The 22592-nt window shown below is 61.7% G+C and carries 18 protein-coding genes; 12 read left to right on the top strand and 6 right to left on the bottom strand.

Features of this window, described 5'->3' with window-relative positions; translation table 11 throughout:
• Positions 1 to 102: 102 nt before the first annotated feature.
• On the bottom strand, positions 103 to 339 hold the full coding sequence (locus ACTNBB_RS08380) for an IS110 family transposase (protein WP_441057804.1): 237 nt from the start codon (positions 337 to 339) through the stop codon (positions 103 to 105).
• Between the two features lie 457 nt (positions 340 to 796).
• On the opposite strand from ACTNBB_RS08380, the gene dnaE reads away from it, so the two are divergent.
• The 9 genes from dnaE to ACTNBB_RS08335 all read left to right on the top strand — a co-directional run bounded on the left by dnaE (position 797) and on the right by ACTNBB_RS08335 (position 15604).
• Positions 797 to 4600 (top strand): DNA polymerase III subunit alpha, encoded by a 3804-nt coding sequence (gene dnaE, locus ACTNBB_RS08375; protein WP_441057801.1) that lies wholly within the window; start codon positions 797 to 799, stop codon positions 4598 to 4600.
• A gap of 162 nt (positions 4601 to 4762) precedes the next feature.
• Positions 4763 to 8236 carry a DEAD/DEAH box helicase gene (locus tag ACTNBB_RS08370; RefSeq protein ID WP_441057798.1) on the top strand — a complete coding sequence of 1158 codons (3474 nt, stop codon included), beginning with the start codon at positions 4763 to 4765 and terminating at the stop codon, positions 8234 to 8236.
• A gap of 165 nt (positions 8237 to 8401) precedes the next feature.
• Entirely contained in the window at positions 8402 to 8764 is a 363-nt protein-coding gene (locus ACTNBB_RS08365; RefSeq protein WP_154515902.1) for a desulfoferrodoxin family protein, read from the top strand.
• Positions 8765 to 8881: 117 nt separating this feature from the next.
• Positions 8882 to 10867, top strand: a complete 1986-nt coding sequence (locus tag ACTNBB_RS08360; RefSeq protein ID WP_441057795.1) for a hypothetical protein — start codon at positions 8882 to 8884, stop codon at positions 10865 to 10867.
• 294 nt (positions 10868 to 11161) lie between these two features.
• On the top strand, positions 11162 to 11683 hold the full coding sequence (ruvC, locus tag ACTNBB_RS08355) for a crossover junction endodeoxyribonuclease RuvC (RefSeq protein WP_035137351.1): 522 nt from the start codon (positions 11162 to 11164) through the stop codon (positions 11681 to 11683).
• Positions 11683 to 12303 carry a Holliday junction branch migration protein RuvA gene (ruvA, locus tag ACTNBB_RS08350; protein ID WP_154515896.1) on the top strand — a complete coding sequence of 207 codons (621 nt, stop codon included), beginning with the start codon at positions 11683 to 11685 and terminating at the stop codon, positions 12301 to 12303. Before ruvC ends, ruvA begins: the two co-directional genes overlap by 1 nt.
• Positions 12303 to 13370: a Holliday junction branch migration DNA helicase RuvB gene (ruvB, locus tag ACTNBB_RS08345; RefSeq protein ID WP_128620210.1), complete on the top strand. Its 1068-nt coding sequence runs from the start codon at positions 12303 to 12305 to the stop codon at positions 13368 to 13370. The genes ruvA and ruvB overlap by 1 nt, the downstream gene beginning before the upstream one ends.
• A gap of 144 nt (positions 13371 to 13514) precedes the next feature.
• Positions 13515 to 15182 carry a formate--tetrahydrofolate ligase gene (locus ACTNBB_RS08340; protein ID WP_427794639.1) on the top strand — a complete coding sequence of 556 codons (1668 nt, stop codon included), beginning with the start codon at positions 13515 to 13517 and terminating at the stop codon, positions 15180 to 15182.
• 122 nt (positions 15183 to 15304) lie between these two features.
• The gene (locus ACTNBB_RS08335) at positions 15305 to 15604 is read left to right on the top strand and encodes a hypothetical protein (RefSeq protein WP_441057792.1); all 300 of its coding nucleotides are present in this window, start codon (positions 15305 to 15307) and stop codon (positions 15602 to 15604) included.
• 48 nt (positions 15605 to 15652) lie between these two features.
• On the opposite strand, the gene ACTNBB_RS08330 is transcribed toward ACTNBB_RS08335, so the two are convergent.
• Entirely contained in the window at positions 15653 to 15889 is a 237-nt protein-coding gene (locus ACTNBB_RS08330; RefSeq protein ID WP_035137347.1) for a hypothetical protein, read from the bottom strand.
• A gap of 138 nt (positions 15890 to 16027) precedes the next feature.
• Here ACTNBB_RS08330 and ACTNBB_RS08325 point away from each other — a divergent pair, with 138 nt between their 5' ends.
• Positions 16028 to 17008, top strand: a complete 981-nt coding sequence (locus ACTNBB_RS08325) for a hypothetical protein (protein ID WP_441057789.1) — start codon at positions 16028 to 16030, stop codon at positions 17006 to 17008.
• A 110-nt stretch (positions 17009 to 17118) separates the two neighbouring features.
• On the opposite strand, the gene ACTNBB_RS08320 is transcribed toward ACTNBB_RS08325, so the two are convergent.
• On the bottom strand, positions 17119 to 18300 hold the full coding sequence (locus ACTNBB_RS08320) for a cation diffusion facilitator family transporter (RefSeq protein ID WP_441057786.1): 1182 nt from the start codon (positions 18298 to 18300) through the stop codon (positions 17119 to 17121).
• A 218-nt stretch (positions 18301 to 18518) separates the two neighbouring features.
• On the opposite strand from ACTNBB_RS08320, the gene ACTNBB_RS08315 reads away from it, so the two are divergent.
• Positions 18519 to 19856, top strand: a complete 1338-nt coding sequence (locus ACTNBB_RS08315) for a hypothetical protein (RefSeq protein WP_441057783.1) — start codon at positions 18519 to 18521, stop codon at positions 19854 to 19856.
• Between the two features lie 267 nt (positions 19857 to 20123).
• On the opposite strand, the gene ACTNBB_RS08310 is transcribed toward ACTNBB_RS08315, so the two are convergent.
• The 3 genes from ACTNBB_RS08310 to ACTNBB_RS08300 form a co-directional block, all read right to left on the bottom strand.
• On the bottom strand, positions 20124 to 20345 hold the full coding sequence (locus tag ACTNBB_RS08310) for a hypothetical protein (RefSeq protein ID WP_441057780.1): 222 nt from the start codon (positions 20343 to 20345) through the stop codon (positions 20124 to 20126).
• Positions 20346 to 20380: 35 nt separating this feature from the next.
• Positions 20381 to 21169 (bottom strand): ADP-ribosylglycohydrolase family protein, encoded by a 789-nt coding sequence (locus ACTNBB_RS08305; protein WP_441057777.1) that lies wholly within the window; start codon positions 21167 to 21169, stop codon positions 20381 to 20383.
• A gap of 139 nt (positions 21170 to 21308) precedes the next feature.
• Positions 21309 to 21761, bottom strand: coding sequence for a helix-turn-helix domain-containing protein (locus ACTNBB_RS08300; RefSeq protein ID WP_441057774.1), 453 nt, complete (start codon positions 21759 to 21761; stop codon positions 21309 to 21311).
• A 210-nt stretch (positions 21762 to 21971) separates the two neighbouring features.
• Between ACTNBB_RS08300 and ACTNBB_RS08295 the strand changes: the two genes are divergently transcribed.
• The gene (locus ACTNBB_RS08295; protein ID WP_441057771.1) at positions 21972 to 22226 is read left to right on the top strand and encodes a hypothetical protein; all 255 of its coding nucleotides are present in this window, start codon (positions 21972 to 21974) and stop codon (positions 22224 to 22226) included.
• Positions 22227 to 22592 lie beyond the last annotated feature (366 nt).

Genomic DNA, 22592 nt, shown 5'->3' with positions numbered 1-22592 from the left:
GCCGTGACCGGAATCGGTGAAAATACGTTAGCGCAACCGGTGAAACCGCCTTTGCGCGAACGGCGCGCCTGTTTAGCGAAACTGGTGAAAAATAGATTGACGCTAACACCCGTGCGCATGGGCGCGCGCGAGGACCAGCGCGCCGATGTTTCGCTTCTGGTCGACGACGACCAGCGCGCCGGAGCCGGCCCGCTCGAGCAGCCGGTCGATGTCGTCGGGCCTGTTTGCCAGCTCGGCCCTGAAGGCGACGCCCCCTCCCGCATCGAGCGCGCACGCGCTGTGCGAGCTCTTCCCGACGTCGATCCCCAGGTACGCCACGGGCGTCTCTGCTGCAGGCATGGTGTATCCTCTCCCTTGAGCCGGCCGTTAGCCGCGGAAGCGACACCCACATTACCCGGCCGTGGCCCGGTCCGGGCCCGGCACATCTCTATCAGTCGTTCCCCGCGGCCCCTCCCGCCCCGGCGGCAACACGTCCCGGGCCCTCTACGGGGCAGGGGCTGACGGCCGTCCGGGGCGGTCGGCCAGCGACCACCGGTACGGCTCAATCGTATAGCCGTGCAGCGGAAAAGAGCCGCCCTTTCGGACGACTCAAACTGTAATGGGGCTCTTTTAGCTACCCTATGACTGACGGCGAATGAGTCGGGGTCGGAATACATCTCAACCGACATATGGGGGTAGCTAAAAGAGCCCCGTCCCAAATTAGCTACCCGTGTGGGTTTGGCTAGGTTCGGGCGCTGTCCGTGCCGTGGGGTAAAATCGTTCAGTCAGAACACGAACCCGCATCGGAGCTCATCACATGGCATTCGTCCATCTGCACAACCACACTGTTTTCTCCATGCTCGACGGCGCAACCCGTATCCAGGATATGGTCAACCGTGCCGTAGAGCTGGGCATGCCCGCCGTGGCCATTACCGACCACGGCTACATGTATGGCGTGCCCGATCTGGCGCTGGCCTGCGACGCCGTCAACCACAATACGCCCGAGTACAAAACGTGGAGCCACGACAAGGCCTTCTTGGAAAAGGACCGCCGCGACGAGCTGGTGGAGCCCGATCCCGAGGCAAACCCGCGCGAGCATGCCCAGTATGTGAAGGACATGGCCATGTGGGACGAGAAGGGCAATATCGACGAGCTCAAGCCGCCTCTGGTCATCAAGCCCATCTTTGGCTGCGAGGTCTACTTTACGCCGGACGAGACGCTCGCCCGCGACCACAAGCCCGAGCTCTACCACATGATCCTTCTGGCCAAGGACCAGGAGGGCTACGTCAACCTGATGCAAACGGTCTCCGAGGCCGCCGTGCAGGGCTTTTACTACAAGCCGCGCGTGACGCTCGACAACCTGCGCCGCCACGCCAAGGGCATGATCTGCACCAGCGCCTGCATCGCGGGCATCATCCCCAAATACATCGACCGCGGTGACATGGAAGGCGCCATCAAGTGGGCCGAGACCTTCCGCGACACCTTCGAGCCTGGTGACTTCTACATCGAGATCCAGGAACACGGCATCACCACCGATAACGGCCTGACCGACGAGCAGATGGACCGCACGCTCATTGATATCGCCAAACAGGTGGGCGTCAAGGTCATCGCCACCAACGACTTCCACTACCTGCGCCGCGAGGACGCGCCCGTGCAGGACGTCATCATGTGCATCGGCATGAACGCCAAGGTCGACGACCCCAACCGCATGCGCATGACCGGCTCGGAGTTTTACATGAAGACCGAGGAGGAGATGCGGGCGATGTTCCCGTATTGCCCCGAGGCCTGCGACAACACGCTCGAGATCGCTGACAAGTGCTACGTTGAGCTGGACTGGGACTCCATCATCCTGCCGCGCTTCCCGCTGCTCGATCCCGGCGAGACGCACGAGAGCCAGTTCCGCCGCGAGTGCGAGAAAGGCCTGCGCCAGCACTACGGTGACGACTGGGCCACGCGCGAGATCGGTGGCGTCAACATCAAAGAGCGCTTTGAGTACGAATACAAGGTCATTTGCGACAAGGGCTTTGCCGCCTACTTTTTGATCGTCGCCGAGTACGTGCAATGGGCCAAGGACAACGGCATCGGCGTCGGCCCCGGCCGTGGCTCGGCCGCCGGCGCTATCGTCGCCTACGCCATGAACATCACCGCGTTCGACCCGCTCGAGAACGGTCTGATGTTCGAAAGGTTCCTGTCCCCGCAGCGTACCGAGATGCCCGATATCGATATGGACTTCGACGATGAGCGGCGTCTCGAGGTCGTGGAGCACGTTCGCCAGCTCTACGGTCCCGAGAAGGTCACCCACGTCATCACCTACTCGACCATTAAGGCCAAGCAGGCCATCAACGATGCCGCGCGCGTCCTGGACTACCCGGTCTACATGGGCCAGCGCCTGTCCAAGATGGTCTCGAGCGACCCCAAGGTCAAGCTCAAGCAGGTGCTCGAAAAACAACCCGGCAAAGAGGATCTGTTTAACCCCGACTTTGCCGAGGCCTATAAAAAGGACGACGACGCCCGCCGCATCATCGACACGGCGCTCTCGATCGAGGGCCTCACCCGTGGCGAGGGCGTGCATGCGTGCGCCGTTCTGATCTGCCGCGACCCCGTCAACGAGCACGTGCCCACCAAGCTCGACACCAAGGGCGGCGTCGAGATTACCCAGTACGAGGGCCATACCGTTGCCGACATGGGCCTGCTCAAGATGGACTTCTTGGGCCTGCGTACGCTGACGGTTATCTCCAAGGCCAAGGCAAACATCAAAAAGAACTTCGGCATCGACATCAAAGAGGAAGAGATTCCCTTTGACGATCCCGAGATCTTTAAGCTCATGGGCTCCGGCCACACCGCCGGCGTCTTCCAGGTCGAGTCCGCCGGCATGACGGCCACGATCAAGAACATGAAGCCCACCGAGTACAAGCACGTCGTGGCATTGATCGCCCTGTACCGCCCGGGCCCGCTGGGCGCCGGCATGGTTTCGTCCTACATCAACCGTATGAACGGCAAGGAGCCGGCCGTCTCCTACGACGACCGTCTGGACGACATCTTGGGCGAAACCTACGGCACCATGGTCTACCAGGAGCAGGTTATGCTCATCTCCGTCGAGATGTGCGGCTTCTCCAAGGGCGAATCGGACTCGCGTATCCGTAAGCCCGTGGCTAAGAAGAAGATCAAGCTGCTCACGTCGACGGTGCTCCACTGGGAGGATGGCTCGGACGAGACCACCTACGACCACTGGATGAACGGCGCCATCAAGAACAACTACACGCGCGAGGTCGCCCAGAAGATTTGGGACGATGTTCTCGAGTTCGCATCCTACGCCTTCAACAAGTCGCACTCCGCCGGCTACGCCATCTTGGTTATGCAGACGGCGTGGCTCAAGGCGCACTATCCGCACGAGTACATGGCGGCCGTCCTGACGTCCTATACGGGCAAGACCGACAAGATCGTGCACTACGTCTCGGCATGCCGTCACGACGGCATCCCCGTGCTTTCGCCAGATGTCAACGAGTCCGGTACCGAGTTCACGGCTACCAAGGAAGGTGTGCGCTTTGGTCTGGCCGGCATCCGCGGCGTGGGCACCGGCGTGGCGCAGGCGATTATCGCCGAGCGCGAGGCGGGCGGTCCGTTTAAGACGCTGCATGACTTTGTCGAGCGCGTGGACTCGAGCCAGGCCAACCGTCGCGTGATCGAATCGCTCATCAAGGCAGGTGCCTTCGACTCCACGGGGTATCCGCGTCGTCAGATGATGCACTTTGTGGACAAGAACAACCCCGAGAACATCATCGATGCCGCGGCAAAGCGCCAGAAGGATCGCGCGAGCGGCCAGACGTCGTTCTTCGACATGTTTGGCGACGTTGAGGGCTCGGGCTTTGAGGTGAGCGTACCCGATCCGGATGGCCAGGAATGGGACCGCCACCTTAAGCTGAGCCAGGAGAAGGAGGTTCTGGGCATCTATGTCTCGGACCACCCGCTGCGCCCGTTTGAGTATGCGCTCAGCAAAGCACGCGACTTCTCGTTTTCGCAGATCGACACCGGCTACGAGGTGCAGAACCCCACGGGCGGCACCATCAACCAGGAAATTCCCGAGGGCAAGGCGCTGTGGTGGGCCGGTATGGTCTCGAGCGTGTCCAAGCGCGTGACCAAAAACGGCGACCCCATGGGCATCGTGCAGCTCGAGGACATGGAAGGCGAGGCCACCGTCGTGGTGTTCCCCAAGACCTTCAAGGAGGCCGAGGGGTATCTGTACGGCGAGGTCGACCCCGAGACCGGCGCGCAGCTGTCCGATGCGTTTGTGCGCATTAAGGGCAAGCTCGAGCGCTCGGACCGCGGCGACCAGATCATCGCGCAGGAGATTGTGCCGCTTGAGCTCAACGAGGAGAACAACAAGCCCAAGGTGTTTGAGGTCATGGTGCCCAACAGCCGCTTTAGCCAGGGCAACATGGCGCGTCTTGCCACGGTGCTCACCGCCAACCCGGGCGGCGACCGCGTAGAGATCTTTATCGAGCAGGCGGACGGACGCGTGCTGCGTGCCGAGATACCTGCTAAGGTCAACGCACGCTCGATTCCGCTGTTGGCCGAGGCCAAGGCCATCGTCGGCAACCAAGGTCGCGTGACGGTGATCTAAGGACGCCGTTGGCGGGGTAGCTAATTTGGGACGGGGCTTTTTTAGCTACCCTTTGGCTGACGGCGAATGAGTCGGGGTCGGAACACATCTCAACCGACATATGGGGGTAGCTAAAATAGCCCCGTCCCAAATTAGCTACCCCGGGTGAGATTGGAGGAAGCGATGGCGCAGGGGACGTTTGTGCAGGCGCTTCGTAAGGAGGCGGCGCTCAGCAGTACCTTTATGAAGGGGCGTTCGCTCATGCTCAACGGCGCCGTGCTGTCGTTTGAGGACTCCGGCTCGCGCTTCTCCAAAAACGTGAATATCGAGGGTACGGTGCGTGGTTCGCGCGGCGACCTGTATAAGACGCATGTGGCGCTCGATATGGACGAGCACGAGGTTGTCGACTACGACTGCGATTGCCCCGCCGCCTTCCGCTATTCCGGCATGTGCAAGCACGCCATCGCCACGGCGTTGGCGTATCTGGATGCCAGCGGCGCCGAGCCCGTCGAGGGTTTGCGCACGCCGGTCCGCACGTTTACGGTGCTGCCCGCACAGTCCAAGCAGCCCACACGCCCCGCGCCCAGCGCATCTGCGGTCAACCCCAACTTTCCCTTCCCGGCGCCCGTGCCCACGAGCCCGAGCCTTGTGGCAGCGCTTTCCGATCTTTCGGACGCGCGCATGGATAAACTCGTGGCCATGCGCCGCAAGCTCGCTGGCACCATTGACCCCGATGCGCCCAAAGCAGTGCTGGAGCCCTCGCTGGTGCCGTACTACAATCCGCTGTTTGCCGATCGCTTTAGCTGGGCGCTTGAGTTTCGCATCCGCTGCGGATCGGTGTCCTACGTGGTTAAGGATATCGACGGCATGGCCGATGCCTATGCGCGCGGCGGTACGTTCTCCTATGGCAAGAAGCTTACGTTTGCCCATGTGCCCGAGGCTTTCGATGACGTGTCGGCAAAGCTGCTCGATTTTGTTGCAATGACGGTCGCCTACCTAGGCGATATTACGAGCTCGCGCTCGGCATCGTACGACTTTGCCCGCAGCGGTTTTGTCGCCGAGCGTCAGCTGCCGGTATCCGAGTATTCCATCGTGTCCGTGCTGGACCTGCTGCGTGGCAGGACCATGTCCTTTGAACCTGCTTGGTCGCGGGGGACGACGACGCACCGCGCCTACGAGGTGACAGTCGAGTCGTTGCCGGAAGGGGAGGGCGAAGTCCCGGCTAAGCACCCGCCGCTGATTGCTGCCAAGATTGTGCCGGCAGCCGGGGGCAGCTACGACTTGCGCCTTCCGGCCGATACGTACTGCTTTGCCTCGGGCGACGTCGCCTATCTGGTCGATACGCGCCGCGCGCGCCGTACCGACACGGCGTTTGCCCAACATGCCGCGCCGTTCCTATCGCACTTGTTGCCCTGCCGCACACCGGTCCATATCGCCGCCGACCAGGTGGGTGAGTTTTGCCGCATGGCGCTGCCTATCTTGCGCGACTACACCGACCTTGCCGCGCCCGCTGTGCTCGATACCGTGGCGCCCGAGCCAAGCTTTGCCATGGCGATCGGTGTCGACGATGGCCTTGTGACCTGCAAAATTACGGTTACCTACGGCGACTGGTCGGCAGATCTCTTTAGCATGGGCGCTCCGGGCAGCCCCTTCGAAGAGCAGCGCCCGGGCGTGCCGCCGCGCGACGAGGTGGCAGAGTTTCGCGTTATGGATACGGCGGCTCTGTATTTCGACTTTTACGAGGGTGGCCTGGCGTTTGAGGAACGCGATGACGAGAGCCTGTTCCACTTGCTGACTGAGGGCCTGTCTGCCCTGTCCGATCTGGGCGAGGTCATGCTCAGCGACCGTCTGCGCCAGATCTCGGTCCGCCCTGCGCCCAAGCTTTCGGTGCGCGCGACCGTCAAGAGTAACCTGCTCGACGTCGAACTGGGCGCGAGCGGCCTTTCGGCGGCAGACCTTGCCATCTACCTCGATTCCTACAAGCGTCACCAGACGTTTGCTCGTCTCACGTCGGGCGACATCATTCGCCTGGACGAGGGAGCGCGCGCCGCGTTTGGCCTTGCCGAGGATCTGGGGGTCGATGCTGTCGACCTGCTCGACGGCGTGTCGCTTCCCGCGTCGAGTACCCTGTTCGTCGACAGCATGCTTGCGCGCACCTCCGCGCTCGAAGCCGATCGCGACGCTGCATTCCGTCGCACCGTCGAGCGCCTGGACACGCTCGGCAAGATGGACTTTACGGTGCCCGCTGCGCTCAAGGCCACGCTGCGTGGCTACCAGGTCGACGGCTACCAGTGGCTCGGTTCGCTCGAGCATCTGGGCCTTGGCGGCATTTTGGCCGACGACATGGGCCTGGGCAAAACGCTCCAGATGATCGCGCATATCCTGGCGCGCGTGGAGGCGGGGGACACTAAGCCCACGCTCGTGGTATGTCCCGCATCGCTCGTGTACAACTGGACTGCCGAGCTGGAGCGCTTTGCCCCCTCGATTGATGTGTGCGCCATTGTGGGCACCAAGGCCCAACGTCGCGTGCAGATAGCCGGCGTGGCCGAGCACAACGTGGTCGTGACGTCGTATGACCTCATGCGCCGCGATATCGACGAGTACGTCGAGCAGGACTTTGCCCGCGTGGTGCTGGATGAAGCCCAGTACATTAAAAACCCGCTCACGCAGGTGGCTCGCGCCGCCAAGCGTCTGCCTGCCGGCGTGCGCTTTGCCTTGACGGGCACGCCCATCGAAAACCGCCTGTCCGAGCTCTGGAGCATCTTCGACTTTTTGATGCCGGGCCTGCTCGGCACGCGCGAGTCGTTTGCCAAGCGCTTCGAAAGCCCGGTCGAGCACGCCGAGGGTGACAGCGCCGCTCGCCTACAGGCGCTCGTGTCGCCGTTTGTGCTGCGCCGCGTCAAGGAAGACGTGGTGGCCGACCTGCCCGAGAAGATCGAGGACACGGTGATGGCGCAGCTCACCGGCGAGCAGCGTAAGCTCTACCTGGCCAACCAGGACCGCATTGCCCAGCAAGTGCAGCACCGCGAGGCCGGGGAGTTCAAAAAAGATAAGCTCAAGGTACTTGCCGAGCTCACCAAGCTGCGCCAGATCTGCTGTGATCCTCATCTGCATTACGCGGACTACAAGGCGGGAAGCGCCAAGCTCGATACGTGTATGGAGCTCGTCCACGGCGCGCTCGACGGCGGTCATCGCATCTTGCTGTTCAGCCAGTTTACGGGCATGCTCGATATCATCGGCAAGCGCCTGGCCAAGGAGGATATCGCCTTCCTTAAGCTTACGGGCGCATCGTCTAAAGAGAGCCGCGCCAAGATGGTTGCGCAGTTCCAAGCGGGCGAGGTGCCGGTGTTCTTGATTTCGCTCAAGGCGGGCGGCGTGGGCCTTAATTTGACGGCTGCCGACGTGGTCATCCACTACGACCCGTGGTGGAACGTGGCGGCGCAGGACCAGGCGACCGACCGCGCCCACCGCATTGGCCAGCAGCACACCGTGACCGTGTACAAGCTCATCGCCAAGGACACAATCGAGGAACGCATCATGCAGATGCAGGAGTCCAAGCGTGATCTGGTCAACAGCGTGCTCGGCGGTGACGGCATTTCGTCGGCGCTGTTCACGCGCGAGGACGTTCTGGCGCTGCTCGGTGGCGACGGTCGCTAGCTGCGCGCGGGATGGGGCTGCCGGGCTGGGCCAGGTCGCCGGTTCGTCCTGGCCCGACCGCTTGCCTCACCCCTTATGTGTTCATTTGTAATGCCATGGATGGTTCGGCGCTCTTTGGGCATAAGAACTAACGAGAACATTGGCACATCAGCAAAGGAGAACATCATGGCGAAATTCTTTAAAGACTCCGACGGCAAGCTCGTTGCCGCTCTTGGCGACGACGTTGCGACCCCTGCCGGCTGCACGGAGCTGACGGCAAACACCGAGGATGCGGCGCACGAGAAGCACGTGCCTGTTGTCGAGATCGAGCGCGACGGCCACGTCATTCGTGCGCGCGTGGGCTCGACGGAGCACCCCATGCTGCCCGAGCACTACATCGAGTGGATCGCGCTTGAGGCCGAGGGCCGCCTGGAGGTCCATTACCTTGAGCCCGGCATGAAGCCCGCGACGTTTTTCGCTGGCGGCTCCAAGACCGGTACCGTCTATGCCTACTGCAACCTGCATGGGCTGTGGTCCGCGACGTTCTAGGAGCGCGCCCCCGCTCGGGGTATCATAGCTAGCATATGCACATGCAAGCGCCGGCTGCATTATGCGGCCGGCGCTTTTACTACGGTTTCGATGGTTTACGACGGAAAGGGCTGGGCCATGAAGCTCGCGCTTGCACAGATCGATATGCGCCTGGGTGATATTGAGGGCATTTGCGGTCGCATCGAGGACCAGGCTCGTCTGGCCCACGAGCGCGGGGCGCGCGTGCTGTGCGTCCCGGCTCCGCTCTTTATGGGTGCTCTGCCCGGCGGCCTGGTGGGTACTGCCGACTTTGAGCACGACATGCTGACAGGCCTGACCGGTGTTGCCGAGCGTATCCAAGAGCTCGATATGATCTGCATCGTGCCCGCGGCGGTTTCGTTTGAGGGCCAGCCGCTGCTCGACTACATGATGCTCAAGGACGGTCGTGTGGTGCCGGCGCGATCGAGCATTGCCCTTCAGCGTGGCGAGAACAACGACACGCGTTGGGCGCCGCCGGTGTTCGACGTGGACGGCGTGCGCATCGCCGTGATTTTTGACTTGGACCGCGAACTCGAGATGTTGCCGACCGGTGTTGACCTTATTGCGTATTTCCAATTCAACGCGTTTGACATGACCGACCGCGAGACTGCCGCCATCGCCGCCGTTCGCAGCGGTGCCTACCGCAAGATCGCATCTAAGCGCAGCGTGTGGTTTGCCTGCATGGCGCCGGTCGGTGCGTACGACGAGTCGGTATATACCGGCGGTTCGTTTGTGCTCGACGACTGCGGTCGCGTGGTGGCCCAGGCGCCGTGTTTTGAGGAGAGCCTGCTGGTTCAGGAGATTCAGCGCGGCGTGATGCTCGATGCCCTGGAAGATCACGAACTGCCCGAGTTTCGTTCCGAGGAGTGGCTGTGGCAGGCGCTGGTGCTCGCCGTGCGCGACAACGCCCGCGCTCGCGGCGCGTCGCGTGCTGTGGTGGCACTCGAGGGTGACTTGCCGTCGTCCCTGCTGGCGGCACTTGCCGTTGACGCTCTGGGCCCGCGTAATGTGATTGGCCTTGTGCTGGGGCGCAACCGTATCTTTACGCCGGCTCAGGAAGAGGCCGAGGCTGCCCGCTGTGCCGCCGTCCGCGCGATTGCCGAGCGCCTGCACATTCGCACCGTCGAGCGCGATGCACCGGATGCGGCGCGTGTGCTCGATCGCGACGTGTCGGCGGGCGATGCCGAGCGTCTGCGCTCGCGTACTCTGGGCCTGATGCTCGAGGATACGGCGCTCGAGCTGGGCGCCATGGCGTTGAGCCCGCTCTCCAAGACCGAGTACGCGCTGGCGGCGCCCGCACTGTCCGGCGGCTACCAGGGCGACTTTGCGCCCTTTGGCGATGTGTACCTGTCGACGCTTGAGTTTGTGGCGCGCGTGCGCAACCGCACGTCTGCCGTGGTGCCCCAAGAGCTCGTGACGCTCAACGCGGTGGAAGATTGTATGGAGCGAGTGCTGGCGCAGGCGCTCTCGACGCTCGACGGTCCGGTCGATATGCTCGACCGCGCGGCACAGCTGCTCGACGGGCTTGAGCCGGGTGAGGTCGATGGCGCGCTCGAGGCGCACGTGGACCGCAATCGATCTTTCGACGACATCCCGATGGCCGCTGGCAAGCCTGAGGCCTGCTCGCTGCTGCTGATGCTCGTTCGACAGGGTGAGGCTGCCCGTCGCATGTTGCCGACGGCGCCGATCGTTTCGGCCCGTTCGTTTGCCGAGCGCGCTTGGCCGTACATGCTTGCGTGGTCCGATTTGGGGCTCAACGGCAAGGAGCGCATGACGGTTGATTCACTGGCGCGCGCCGAAGTGCGCCGCTTTGCCGATAGCGATACGGGCGATCGCATGCGCGGTGAGATGATGGGTCTGTTGGGTGAGCTGTTGGGTATTTCGCCCGAGCAGATGGAGGAGCTGCGCTCTGAGGACGGTCAGCGTCGTTTGCACGAGGGAATGAAAAAGTTCGAGGGCGAGGTCCAGGACGCCATCGAAAGGATGATGGGCGGCCAGGGCGGACCGCAGGGCGGGCCCCAGGGCACGCCGATGCCACATCCGCCGGTGGATCCCCGTCAGTTTCCTTTTTTCTCGCAGAACTAAACTGGGGATGGGGCAAAGGTTACGCGGTTTTGCCAAACCGCGTAACGAGTCGACGCTACGCGAGCCCCTGCCGGGCCATCTGCCGCTCAAACCGTCGCTTGCGTACAGAAGTACGCGGCGCTCCTCTTTCGCGACACCTTGCCACGGCAGGGACTCGCTCGCTGACTTATGCTCAACCTATGGTTCGACCTTGCTTGCTAGATACGGTCGCTGTTGTGTTATTCTAGAACAGACGTTCGTGAATAGTGCGTGGGGCCTTGCCTTGCGCTGCGCTTGTGGCGAGGGGAGGTTGGCTTGGTTATCTTGGGTATCGACCCTGGTTTGGCCCATACGGGGTGGGGGATTATCGAGGAGAGACGTGGCGAGGTTCGCTGTCGTGCCTATGGCTGCATCGAGACCAGTGCGGGCAGCCCGCTCGCGGTGCGCCTGTCGCATATCGCCCGCGACCTCAAGGGCGTTGTCGAACGCTATCGTCCCGATACCGCTGCTATCGAGAGCATCTACTTTGGCGCCAACGTTCGTTCGGCCATCCCCACGGCGCATGCCCGCGGCGCTGCGCTTGTGGCGCTTTCGGAGTGCGCGCTCGAGATTGGCGAATACACGCCTATGCAGATTAAGCAGGCTGTTGTGGGCACCGGCGCCGCAGATAAGCGACAGGTCGCCTACATGGTGCGCACGCTTACGCAGCTCGATCACGACCCGCACCCCGACCATGCCGCCGATGCCCTGGCCTGCGCCATCTGTCACGTTAACCTCAGCCGCACCCGCGCGCTTACCGGCGGCGAGTTCTATCAACAGAGAGGAACCGGATACTGATGATCTCCCAGCTCCACGGAACGCTTGTCGAGGCCACGATGAGCTCTGCTGTCGTCGATGTGTCGGGCGTGGGCTTTGAGCTCGGCATCTCGGGCAGCACTGCGGCCACGTTGCCGACGCCCGGCGGCGAGGTCCGCCTCTACACGCGCATGCAGGTGCGCGAGGACGCCATGACACTTTTCGGATTTTCCTCAAAGGATGAGCGCACAATGTTCGACCGGCTCGTGTCCGTCTCGGGCGTTGGCCCGCGCTTGGCGCTCGCCGTGCTTTCCACCTATACCGTAGGGCAGCTGTATTCGCTGGTGATGGCCGAGGACGACAAGGGCATGGCTAAGGTGCCCGGTGTGGGTAAAAAGACAGCTCAGCGCCTCATTCTGGAGCTCAAGAGTACCTTTGCCAAGGATAAGGGCTTTGTGCCGGTCGACGTGATTCCCGGACAGGTTGCGATGCCCGTGCCCGCTGCCGCTCCCTCGGCCATCGATGATGCCCGCGCGGCACTCCTTTCCATGGGCTTTAGCCCGCAGGAGGCCGATGTCGCTCTGAGCGGGTATGATGGGCAGGATATGCGTGTCGAGGATCTGCTCGGCGCGGCGCTTAAGCGACTCGGAATGGATGCGTGATGTGGGAAGCCGATGACTCTCAGGACCTGTGGGCGACGCCCGGCAGCTCGCCGGCGGCATCCATGGCGCACGGTGAGCGCATGGTGGGCTCGGAGCTAACGCCCGAGGACCTCGATGTCGACCGTACCCTGCGTCCCCAGCGCCTGGACGACTACTGCGGTCAGGAGCATATCAAGCAGAGCCTTCGCGTGCTGATCGAGGCGGCGCAGAGCCGTGGCGAGACGCTCGACCACGTGATCTTCTCGGGCCCTCCGGGTCTGGGCAAGACCACGCTGGCCACCGTTATCGCCAACGAGCTGGGCGCTCAGATTAAGACGACGAGTGGCCCAGCCATCGCGCGCACCGGCGACCTGGCGGCCATCCTTACCAACTTGCAGCCGGGTGACGTGCTGTTTATCGACGAGATCCACCGCCTCAACCGTTCGGTCGAGGAAGTCCTGTATCCCGCGATGGAGGACTTTGCGCTCGATATCGTGATTGGCAAAGGTCCGGCGGCGCGCTCGATTCGCCTGGATATCCCCAAGTTTACGCTGGTGGCGGCAACGACCCGCTCGGGTATGCTGACCGGCCCGCTGCGCGACCGTTTTGGTATTTCGTATCGCCTGGACTACTACACGGTCGAGGAGCTTGCCCAGATTGTGACGCGCTCGGCAACCATTTTGGGCGTGACAATAGACCATCCGAGCGCGCTCGAGATCGGCTCACGCTCGCGTGGCACGCCACGTCTTGCCAACCGCTTGCTCAAGCGCGTGCGCGATTACGCCCAGGTGCGCGGCAACGGTCCTATTGAGCTTGATATCTGCCGTCAGGCGCTCGAGTTCTTTGAGATTGATGAGCTTGGTCTGGACTGGATGGACATTCGCATCTTGGAGACGCTCGCCAAGACGTTCTCCGGCCGTGCCGTGGGCCTGACGACCCTTGCCAGCGCGGTGGGCGAGGATCCGGGTACGCTCGAAGATGTCTACGAACCCTACCTGTTGCAGTGCGGCTTGATGATTCGCACACCGCAGGGTCGCCAGGCAACCCTGCGCACCTTTGAGCACTTGGGGATTGAACCTACCGTTTAGGGCGCTTTGTTTTGGCTGGTCTGTAGGCTATCGCTGGGCATTGGATAAACATATCGCCGTTCATCGGTTATGGGCGTTTTACTATCGCGCGCCCGTGCTATGCTGAATTGGTCTTTTTCTCATCCGGTAACGAAAGGACCGCCCATGCCTACTGACATCGAAATCGCACGTTCTGTTACGCCGCTACCTATTACCGAGGTGGCCAAGAACGCCGGCGTCGACGTTAAGCACCTGATTCCGTACGGCTTCGACAAGGCTAAGGTCGACTATTCCCTGCTCAACGAGCCGACCGATCACCAGGCCAAGCTTGTCCTTGTGACCGCTATCAATCCCACGCCTGCGGGCGAGGGCAAGACCACCACGACCATCGGTCTGGCCGATGGCCTGCGTCGTCGCGGCGTCAAGAGCGCCGTGGCCCTGCGCGAACCTTCGCTCGGTCCCGTCTTTGGCGTAAAGGGCGGTGCCGCCGGCGGCGGCTGGGCCCAGGTCATCCCCATGGAGGACATCAACCTGCACTTTACCGGAGACTTCCACGCTATCGGTGCCGCCAACAACCTGCTGGCCGCCATGCTCGACAACCATATTCAGCAGGGCAACCAGCTCGGCATCGATGTTAAGCGCATCACCTGGAAGCGCGTCGTCGACATGAACGACCGTCAACTGCGCCATGTTATCGATGGCATTGGCGGCAAGGCCCAGGGCGTGCCGCGCGAGGACGGCTTCGATATCACCGTTGCCTCCGAGGTCATGGCGATTCTGTGCCTGTCCACGAGTATCAACGATCTCAAAGAGCGCTTGGGCGAGATCGTCGTCGGCTACAGCTATGCCGGCGAGCCCGTCCGCGCCCGCGACCTCAAGGCTCAGGGCGCCATGGCCGCGCTGCTTAAGGATGCGCTCAAGCCCAACCTGGTGCAGACGCTCGAGGGCACGCCCGCGTTTGTCCACGGCGGCCCCTTCGCCAATATCGCCCACGGCTGCAACTCCATCATGGCCACCCGCATGGCCATGCGTTTTGGCGACGTTGCGATTACCGAGGCCGGCTTTGGCGCCGACCTTGGTGCCGAGAAGTTCCTGGACATCAAGTGCCGCATGACGGGCGTTCGTCCCAGCGCCGTCGTGGTCGTCGCCACTGCCCGCGCGCTTAAGTACAACGGCGGCGTTGCCAAGGCCGACCTCAACGACGAGAACCTCGAGGCCCTTAAGGCCGGCATGCCCAACCTGCTGCGCCACGTCGACAACATCCAGAACGTCTATGGTCTTCCCTGCGTGGTCGCCATCAACCGCTTCCCGACGGACACCGAGGCCGAACTTGCGCTCATCGAGTCCGAGTGCCAGAAGCTCGGCGTCAACGTTAAGCTGTCCGAGGTTTGGGCTAAGGGCGGCGAGGGTGCGCTCGACCTGGCCGATGAGGTCATGCGCCTGATTGAGCAGCCGAGCGAGCTCAAGTTTGCCTACGAGGACGGTGCCGATGTGGCCGACGCCCTGGAGGCCGTTGCCACCAAGGTCTACCGCGCCGATGGCGTCGACTTTACGCCGGCTGCCAAGCGCCAGCTCGCCGAGCTGCGCGAGAACGGCTTTGGTAACCTGCCGGTGTGCGTCGCCAAGACCCAGTACAGCTTTAGCGATAACGCCAAGGCTCTGGGCGCACCCGAGGGCTTCCGCATCACCGTGCGCGAGCTCAAGGTTTCCGCCGGTGCCCACTTTGTGGTCGCGCTGACCGGCAGCGTTCTGACCATGCCGGGTCTACCCAAGGTTCCCGCGGCCGAGAACATCGACGTCGACAACGACGGCAACATCACCGGCCTGTTCTAAGCCTGCTGCTCATAGCCGCTTGCCCGCCCCGCCGCGCCTACCAAGGCCCGGCGGGGCTTTTTGATCCCTTGGGGACGGAAGGATTACGGATCATTTTGTGGCTGTTGGGTCAATGAGGTGAAGTGTCCGAGCTGAGCGCCGTGCTTACCAGCACCGAGGAGAGCGTGGCCAGCACCATCGCAACGGTGGCCACGACGCTGGAGCAGCTGAAGTCGAAGGACGATGACAGTGCGCAGGTGGGCTACGAAGCCGTCTCTGCTACGCAGGATGTTGACTTTACGGCTGCGGTTGGCGAAGGCCCGCTGGACCCGTCCCCCGATGACACGTGCCAGATCACGGCTACGTGGACCTATCCTCAGGTAAAGGGCCAGGGTATAGGTGTCGCCAAGTTCAACAAGGATATGTTGGTACCCTTGGGTTAAACGTAGTAGATGGGCGCATTTTATGGTTCACAGCCCAAGAAGAGGTCGTTAGCCGCGCTGGAGGCCGAAGAGTTTGGCGTTGCGCTCGGCGACCATCATGTTGATATCGGCGATTTCCATCTCACCGTCAATGTAGGGCTGGTAGGTGCCATATGGATCGCCGGCTCCCAAGCTGCAGCTTCCGCAGTTGTCGCAACTGCCGTTGCCGCAGCCAGCGAGCGCTAGCTTGATGATCTCCTCACGCTCGGCACGCGTCGTGTCCTTGATGAGCTTGCTTTTTGCCATGACATATCCTCGATTCGCTTGTGACCGTCGGCCGCGCATGTCTTGTAGATACCGGCGGGCTTTGTCCATCATAGGCTTTTGCGCGGGTAGAATGCATGGATAACTTGATGCTTACGGGCGACGGAAAGGAATCGTTGCATGGACCAGGACAAGACGACTGTGATGAGCGGATATGGCTCCGCACAGGCCGGCGGTAGCGCCGACACGACCCGTATCGTGCCGAATCCCGGCAATGCTGTCCCCGATGCGACACAGATGTCTGCCGAACCCACACGAGTTATGGGCTATGGCGATACACCACGGGATCCGTTTGATTATGCACCGCAGGACTCGTATGGCAACGCGACGCCGGACCCGTATGGCAATGCGGCGGCAGATGCCTATAACAACCTGCCGCAAAATCCCATTCCGCAGCCCCAGCAGACGACGTATATGCCGCGCACGGCACAGCCGCGCTACGAGTCGCACGACCGATACGCGCGCGAGCCGTATCGTGAGTATCCCAAGTCCATCCCCCAGTATGGCGAGGACGAGGAGAAGAAGCCTTCGCGTTCGTCGAGCGTGATTAAGAAGATCCTCATCGTGCTGGCGATCTTCTTTGCCTTGTCGGTTGTGTTCGCCATTGTGTCGGGCATGCTCAACAAGCGGGGCGCCACGACTGATACCACGGCCGAGCAGACCGAGACTGCCCAGTCCGGCACCGTCGACCTGAGCGATATCCCGGGTCAGTACTGGTCAAACGCCAAGAAGCTCCTCAAGTCGCGCGGGGCCGACCTTTCGAACGCTGTGATCCTGACCGACGACGGCTCGACGCCCGTCGTCGATGCCAACTGGGTCGTCACATCTGCCTACTACAACGGTGACGGCAACCTTGAGATTCAGCTCTCGCGCAAGGACGGCTCGTCGGGCAATGCGTCCGCTGATCAAGGCGCCACGGACAGCTCGAGCTCTAACACGCTGGAGGACCTGAGCAACAAGGCGCAGGAGCTTGGGGATAAGGCCCAAGAGCTGGGCGACACAGCCCAGAACCTCGGTGATACTGCTCAGAATCTGGGTGATATGGCAACGAACGCCTGGGATGCCCTGCAAAACGGCATTTTGGGCGCGCAGGGAAACTAGCGGCCGAGCGGCTAGAGCCTTAGCGGTGCAAACAAAAACGGGACGTAGGATCGCGTGACCGGGCGCATGGGCGCGTTGGTCGGCGGTCCTGCGTCCCGTTTTGCTGTCGATTACAGCTGTTCTGCCGGACGGTCGGGCGAGCTAAAGCCCGAGTCAAACGTGACAACGCATGATGCATCGGGCCTGCGCTCGTGCACGATATGCGTTACGCGCTCCAACAGCTCGTCGTCGGAGATGCGAAAGCCGTCGGGACGCACCAGGTCAAATGACACAAAGCCATCGTGCTCGTGCAGGTCATGGATGGAGAGCGCGGGATCGATCTGTATGACGCCACGCTTGACCCAGCCGCGCAGGTCGTCGCCGGTGGTGGCGATGGGGTCGCAGTGCAGCGTGATGTCGATGCCCATCTGGCGTTTAATATCGTGTTCGATGGCGTCCAGGATCTCGTGGTGCTCAAAGGCATCGCCCTCGCCGGGCATTTCCACGTGTGCGCTGGCAAACTGACGGCCGGGGCCGTAGTCGTGCACCATGAGGTCGTGTGTGCCCAAGACCTGGGGGTACGACATGATCCTGTCGCGGATTTCCTGGACGAGCTTGGGGTCGGGCGCTTGTCCCAACAGCGGGCTGATGGCGTCGCGCACCAGGCCCATGCCGCTGATGCAAATGAAGATGCCCACACCCAGGCCTGCCCAGCCATCGAGGTCAAAGCCGGTCGTCTGCGAAATAAGCGCCGCCGCCAAGACCGAGCCCGAGGTGATGACGTCGTTTTTGGAGTCCTGCGCCGTGGCGATGAGCGTCTCCGAGTCGATGCGGTCGCCCAGCGCGCGGTTGAATGCGGCCATCCATAATTTGACGAGCATGGACAAGACGAGGGCTGCTAGGGAGACCAGCGTGTAGGCGGTGGGGGAGGGCTTGATGATCTTGGTAATGGACTCGAGCACCAGGTTGATGCCGACGGCACAAACGAGGACGGCGACAAACAAGCCGGCGAGGTATTCGTAACGGCCGTGGCCATAGGGGTGGCCTTCGTCTGCCGGGCGGCTGGCAAGGCGGAACCCGAGCAAGCTCACAATGTTGCTCGAGGCGTCGGAGAGGTTATTAAAGGCGTCGGCGACAAGTGAGACAGAGCCGGCGAGCAGACCCGCGATGCCCTTGGCCAAGCACAGGGTAATGTTGAGGCCAATGCAGATGAGGCTTGCGGCAAAGCCCGCGTTGGTGCGACAAGATGCATCGACCGGCTCGCCCTTGCTGCCGGGAACAAGTGTATGTACCAGCCGATTTACAAATAGCATGGCGTACCTCCTCGCATCCTCGTTTAAGGGGATAGTGTAGCTCGCATGGGCGCGCCGTGCGCCGATGCTCAGAAAATGCAGCAATGGTCTGCTGGAGCTAACGAGCGGGGCTTCTTGTCCGACCGGGTGCTCCATTTTGGGCCACATGGGTATGGGCTTGTGCCTGCCTGCTCGACATACTTAATGTCGACAGCCCCTGCGTAAAGGAGGACGTATCCATGGACGAGATGTTTGCCATTAAATGCCAAAACTGCGGCGGTCCCATGTACTCACACCAGGCTCAACGCAGCTTTGAGTGCGCCTATTGCGGCACGGTCGTTCCGTGGCAGGCCGATGCGGGGGAGCCCAAGAGCGCGCTGGGCATTCGCCATGCGCCGCTGACGGTTGTCGATGGGTTGCTTAAGCTCACCCATGTGTCGCAGCTCGAGCGCCCGGTGGACCCCGACTGGTATTTCTTTCATGCGCACTGGCGCAACCAGTCGGTTCTGGAGCATCTACTGTGGGAGGACCGCGGCACGGCGCAGGAGTTCCAGGAGGCCACGCACGTGAGCATCCCGTGCCCCTTCTGTGGCGCATCCTTCGAAGGCGAGTCCACGCAGCGCGTGTTTGAATGCCCGTCCTGCGGCAATAAGATCGGCGTTGCAGACCTACTCAAGCCCGGTACCTTTAGCAAGCGCCTGACCATGGGCGTTGGTGCGGAGTATGTACCCGAGCAGGGTATTCCCTGTGAAATCTCGCCGCAGCAGGCACGTGCCAACGCGCTGCAGCTGGTGCGCCAGTATGCGGAAGCCTTTGCCGGTCACGATGTAGAAGACGCGATCCAAAACGACATGATGCTCTTCTACTTTCCCATGGCGCTCGCGGATTTGCGCATGATGGCGTCCTTCCCGGGCAAGGGGCTGAGCAAGGAGACCTTGGTGTACTACGAGGTGCTCGACTGGGCATATCCGCGGGCAAACTACCTGGACGTTCGTCTTATGGGCATTTTGGAGCCGTGGGACTTTGCCAAGGTTGGGCCGTTCGATCCCGCCATGCAGGAAGGCGACTTCCGCGTTGTCTCCGTCGATGCGTCTACCAAGGACCAGGTGGTCATTGATAAGTTGGCGCTCGACATTGCCGGCAACGATGCCGAGGCGGTGCTGGGGCTCAATAAAAAGAGTATCCGCACGTGGGCGCACAAGGCCCGCAAGCATAAGGACGGTCTGGTGATGGTGCCGGTCTACTTTGTCGATCGTCCGGCAACGGACAGCCGCGAAGGCGAGCAGGTGCGCATTGCCGTAAACGGCCAGACGGGCCGCGCGGCCGCGGTGGTGTTTAGCGATAAGCGCGAGACACATGTGGTGGCACCGCTCAATCCCAACGTGATGCTGTCGAGCGAAAGCACCGTGCACGCCACGCCCATCGAGGTCAAATACGTTAAATCGCCGTTTCTGTACCAGATCGTGCGCCGTGGAGGTGGCGAGCAGCCGCGTCAGGCGGCAGCGGTGGCCGAGGGCTCCTACCGAGAAGAGAAGTCCAAGCGCAAGGGTTTGTTTGGCGCGATATTTGGTAAGTAGGGGAGTGGTACGGGACAGTACGCAGTAGTGCGAGCTGTCCGTCGTAGTAGATCTAAATAAACGGTGGGACGGCTGCAAAAGAGCCGCCCCACCGGGTAAAATCAAGGTGTGCCGCGGAACCCGCTCCTCAGCGCTTAAACTTCGGAGACGCGGGCAACGCAGGAGCTAATGTCTAAAGGGCCGGCTGCAACCGACCCTTTTCTATGACTCCCTTCGCTACCCATCCCATGGTTTGGAGCAGTGTCGATCTAACGGGCAATCAAACCTCTAGCGCTCATTGAATTGAGCAAGCATCTGCCCGAAGGAGCTGAGCCCGGATGGCTCATAAATGAGTGAGCTGCCACCTTCGGTTCGGTAGACCCCGCAGGGGAGGTAACGCCCGTCGGGGAGGACGTATAGGTTTCCTTCCTCCCTCAGCCCCGCCGGGAGCATTGGGGTCTCGTTTTCGTCCATTTGGAACTCAGCGATATTCGCGATCTTCCTCTCCATGATGCCTCCTGGCTTGCTTCTGCTGCCGACGCGCCCTAAAACAAGCAGTTCTCAATCAGCTCTTTACCGCGCAGGGTGTCGACCCATTCCTGCGGGACGGCCTCGATACCGTATGCCGTGCCGGCGAGGGCACCTGCGACGGCTGCGGTGGTGTCGGTGTCGTCGCCCAGGTTGACGGCGGCAAGCACGCAGTCTTCGTAGCTGCTGGTGTTGACGAAGCACCAGGTGGCTGCCTTAAGTGTGTCGCGCACGAAACCGCCGGATCTGATTTCGTGCTCGGGCGCGCTTTTCAGCTGCAGCGCCCACGAGGGGAGTGCGCCGCTCAGCACGTCTCTCATCAGCTCAACAAATATGATGCATGACTCAGTTGACGTTCTGTGAGCGTGCGTTATCGCGGAGACCTCGCAGATCTCTTCGTCCGTCGCGTCGACAAACGCCAGGGGCGCGATGCGCATGAGCGAACCGTTGCCGTTGTCGCGCTCTCCGGAGCCTCCTTTGCCGGTACGCAAGGCGCGGGCGGTCGTGCCGCCGTAATCGAAAACACCGTCGATCGTATATTCGCCACGGGCAATCCAGTCTACGAACTTGTCGCGCATGTCCGCGGTGTCGATATGTCCGAGCTCCCTAATCGAGTCACAGGTAGCAAGCGTCATAGATGTGTCGTCGCTCCAGGTGCCGGCGGGTTGCCCATGCGTGCCGTAGCCGATCATGTCCATGCATTCGAACGTGCCGCGAGGCATAAACTCGTATGGAACGCCCAGCGCGTCGCCGACGGCAAGTCCGTAGATGCAGTCGCGCAGTGTTGTTTTCGGTCTGTCTGTCATGGAAAACTCCTCTTACACTTCGGATTGGAGATGCGCGGCAATCAGCGGCAATATGTCCAGCTCGATTCGCGACGCGGTGCGTAGCGAATCGAGAGAACTCAATGGTCAATATGTCAAAATGGTATGCATAGACGTCTCTTTACGCGGCAACAGGCATTTCTTTCGGACGTCCTGCCTTTGGGGTGCCGGCGAGTCGTGCCTCGATGGAAGCTTTGGACACCATGCGCTTGGTGCCATCCTTCCATGAATCCAACAGTCCTGCATTTATCAGTTGCGATACCCGTGCTGAGCTAACACCGAGCATACGAGCGGCATCCGCTGCGGTGACGGCGGGGATGTCGCCGAGTTCGCGACTGACGGCCACGGCGATAATCTTGCCACCGTGCTGCGGCTCGTGGCCAAAGTCCGGCGCAGGCAGGTCGACGCCGCCCATTAGGTGATCGTCGACCATACATGCGAGAAAATCGGCGGCGCTTTCGACAGCGTCGTTTAGGTCGGAGCCAAACGTTCCTTCTCCGCCCAGCGAGCCACATGGCACGGCATCGACCATGCCGTCCGAATCAAAGAACTCGGATTCCCATACGTAAACCATGCAAGACCTCCTCCGATGCCGGCGATTTGAGGAACATCCTAAGAGCTCACCAAGCGAATCAAACACCTTTATTGGCTCTAGTTTAAAGCCTCGTGCGGACACGATTTGGTGTTCTGCGCGCGACCGCGAAAAGGGTTTGCGGTGGTTAAAATGTGGCCATAGAGATGGTTTTATCGAACTCCATGGGGTGGCGCGCGTGGATAACAACACGTGCTGTTTCACGATAAGGGTGCCGGCGTTTTCAAAGGAATAAGCATCTATCCCAATCGTATCGAGGCGGTCGTGAAGAACAACTTCCTCGGTACCCATACCAAGATCGTCTACCTCAAGGACATTACGGGTGTCAACAGGGTCAAGGGTAAGCGCGTGCTCCTCCGTAATAGGTTGCTGACCGCCTGTTCCCACAGGCTGAGCAGTCATTCCCAGGCTCAGGAACTCGTGAACGTGCCGAACTCGGTGATGTAGCCGATAGCGACGTTCGGGCTAAAATTGCGGCTGTGCATTGGACGACGCAGCGGCTGAGCGCTCGACCTGTGAGTGCGCTGGACACGCTGCTCACTCATCTGCAAAAGCTAGGGGCGCAGAACGGTATTCTGCGCCCCCGATTGAGTCGATGTGTCCAAACGGTCGGCTTGCCTATTCGCTAGCGCCTTCGCTCATATGACCCAATCCGCTGTCAAGAGCCACAATGGCCCCGCCGACCGCTTGCAATCGGTCGGGGGGGCCTGCCGTTGAACCCGTCCCGGTCCGCCCCCGGCATGTCATCGACGCCTTCGGCTCAGTCTCATATCCGCGGATACCGTTCTGTCGGCCCGCACTCCATTCCTTCGG

Origin of the sequence: Collinsella sp. HCP28S3_B9 (genome assembly GCF_052066095.1) — a bacterium.
Classification (GTDB): Bacteria; Actinomycetota; Coriobacteriia; order Coriobacteriales; family Coriobacteriaceae; genus Collinsella.
This window is presented reverse-complemented; position numbering and strand designations above follow the sequence as displayed.